We start from the raw sequence: 2,691 nt of genomic DNA on the forward strand, positions 1-2,691 counted from the left end.
TCCCGGCAATAAATCCTTGATGCGGTCCCATTGGTCATCGCGCAGCGCATAGCGTCGGGTCGTCATTGAACTTCGATGGGATGAGATACTACTGTCCCAGTTTACCTAATTGATGACACGCCCTAGCACTCTGTCGATTAGCGCTATGCCGTTAGCTTCCGATCGCGCCAGCACTTGCAGCTGATAGCCTTTATCCCAGTCGGTATAGGCGCACATGGTTCGACCTTTCCGCCACACAAACCCGCCGCCGGTCATGAAATTGCTATTGATGCGGTTGGCAAAGGTTTGGGCTACTGATGGGGTCAGCGTATCTGATTCGTAGCCCATGCAGCGAAAGCTGACGCGGCCCAGTCACCACTTCAAAACCGGGTTCAACGTCGCCCAAGTCTTCTTGAAAAAAGAGCACAATTTGCGGCTTGTATTTCCGCTCACTGTTAAAGCTGGTGACCGGAATGCCGATGTAAGGAACGTCGAATTTCAGCCGCCGCACGTAGTTAAACAACTCCCACCGCAATAGGGTCATGGGTAGCGAGTCTTCGTCTTTATGGGTGGCCCCATGGCGCAGACTGCCCCGCGTGGTGCCAATATCGGGTTCCCAGTCTTCACCGCCCAGGTCGCTGAAAAACTCTCTAACCTGGCGGTTGGCGTAGCGTCTGAACAAGTCTTGTAGGTGTTCGGCTTCAGAAAAGTTATCAGGGAGTGCCATTGGTTCCCGGCTCCATATCGGTGGCTGTTACGGCGGGGCCAGATCTGGCATTCTCTCCGGCCTCTTCATTGGGGGCTAAAAATTGGCTGTTGTCGGGGTAGCTCTCGGGCACCATGTCACGTAGGGCATTGGTGAAGTTTTCCCGCTGCTCACTTAGCTCGCCTATTTCTTCCTGAATCTCTCTTACTTCGCTGGTCACCATGGCGTAGCTGCTGGCCGTGTTTTCTGCCGCCTCTAGCCCGTCAAGAATGCGTGAGAACTTGCGGCGGCAGGCATCTTGGGCTTTCACCCGTTCAGCCATCCACGGGTAGGCTCGCTCGCCCACAACGCCCCATTTTTTTAGGGCGTTGCCGATTTTGCCGGTGTTCTCCGCTGTCCACTCTAGAACCTCCTGGGTGCCGTCGTGGATGCTACGCAGCGTCCAGACGATCATGGTGGCGCTGATGATGATGCGGTTAGCTTTGTTCCAGGTTTCGTTCAGGCCGTGCCATCGCTCGGCCCCAAACAGGTTCTCAAAGAAGTTGTTGGCCTGGGTGCCAAACCAGCCGTTCACGTCGAGGGCGTTGCCTTCCTCATCTTCGATGCCGAGCACGTCGAGGCCCTGCGCCAGGGCGTAGCCCATGGTCTCGCCCACGTCGCGGCTTACCATGCTGGCGTTGTGGAGCACGGTGATCAGCGTGAGAGCGTTGAGCACTTTTTGAATGCGGCTCATCTCCCAGGCTTTTTCTGCGAAGGCCTGCATTTTTTGCAGGTAGGCAAAAATGCCTCCATCAGCAGCTAGACCAGCGACCCCGCCAAGTGATCTCTCAATTTTTTTATCCAGTGCATCAAGTTTGTTGAACAGAGGAATGTTGCACCGGCATGAGTTATCGGTTTTAGTTGGCGGGCGAGGTGTGTCCCCAGCACCTGCATCACTAGGTTGAGGATTGTTTAGTGGTGTGGTGTTAGGCCCCTTTGCAGGAGAGCCTGACAACCCAGCGGCGGGGGCTACCGCTGGCATGGCATAGGGCAGGTTATACAGCCAGCTGGGCAGTGCAGGGTTTGGCTTGTCTTCGGGAGGGTTAACCGGGTCGCCGGGTCGGTGGGTGGTGTGGGTGGTGTGGGTGCGATCGTCGGGGCCGGAGGGGCAGCCGGGGCGGTAGGCGTGGCAAGTAGTGGAGCTCCAACGCGCCTGGGGAGGGTGCCGGTTTCGGGGTTCCCAGCGGGATTTCCTCCTGTGTCTGGTAGCCCGTCTAATCGAGTTATGTTCGAGAAATACGGGGATGGTTGCTGCCCTGCGGGTATGGCTTGCAACCCTCTAACAACAAGGTTGCCGGATTGGTCGCTAAACAAAGCAGACAGTAATCGGTTGCCCAATGAATTTACCGGGCCTAGGTCAAACCCCCGAATTGGGCCATAGACCTCATCGGTTACGCTCGCGGGGTTGCCTTGGAAATCTGTCCAGTTTGATGTCACCTGGTATAGAACCCCAGGCGATTGACCGCCAGTAAATGGCGGATCTCCTTCGTAGGTTGTGGTCAATGGTGCATCAACGGCACCAGTGGCCACAATGCCAGGGTTTTTACCACCAAAAAAATATTGCAGAGCATTTTTACCCCCTGGGTATTCAATGCCCAAGCTACCGGCGATCGCATCGCCCACGGCAAAGCCAAACCCAAAGGCCAGCACCCCCGCCGCAATTGCGCCAGCGGTAGCAGCAGCACTACTCGCTGTGGCAGCTCCACCGGCGACCCCACCGCCTGCGGCTGCCGCGCCGCCGCCTACAGGGGGGAGAGGAACACGGGGAATAGGGGCGGTTGGCAGGGGCGGTCTAGGGGCGACTGGCAAGTTTCGGATCGCGGCATCGGCAGGAAGAGACCTAAGCTCGACTTTATCCAATCAGGCGGCATGGCAAAGTAGCTCGGTCCAGGTGTCGAAGATAGGGCGAGGGACTTTAACGTACTCAAGGTCATCTCGTGATGTCTGAAAAAGCCGGGAAGCCCACA

The 2,691-nt window shown here is 56.9% G+C and carries 3 protein-coding genes; 1 reads left to right on the plus strand and 2 read right to left on the minus strand.

The features are described 5' to 3' along the window. Positions 1-262: 262 nt before the first annotated feature. Both VB780_RS14165 and VB780_RS14170 read right to left on the minus strand, forming a co-directional pair. Positions 263-706 carry a hypothetical protein gene (locus VB780_RS14165; RefSeq protein ID WP_323351809.1) on the minus strand — a complete coding sequence of 148 codons (444 nt, stop codon included), beginning with the start codon at positions 704-706 and terminating at the stop codon, positions 263-265. Continuing rightward, positions 693-1,448 (minus strand): hypothetical protein, encoded by a 756-nt coding sequence (locus VB780_RS14170; RefSeq protein WP_323351810.1) that lies wholly within the window; start codon positions 1,446-1,448, stop codon positions 693-695. Before VB780_RS14170 ends, VB780_RS14165 begins: the two co-directional genes overlap by 14 nt. Before the next feature lie 836 nt (positions 1,449-2,284). Here VB780_RS14170 and VB780_RS14175 point away from each other — a divergent pair. Continuing rightward, positions 2,285-2,605, plus strand: a complete 321-nt coding sequence (locus VB780_RS14175; protein WP_323351811.1) for a hypothetical protein — start codon at positions 2,285-2,287, stop codon at positions 2,603-2,605. Positions 2,606-2,691: the final 86 nt, after the last annotated feature.

It is taken from the genome of Leptolyngbya sp. CCNP1308, from assembly GCF_034932455.1.
Taxonomy (GTDB): domain Bacteria; phylum Cyanobacteriota; class Cyanobacteriia; order Phormidesmidales; family Phormidesmidaceae; genus Nodosilinea.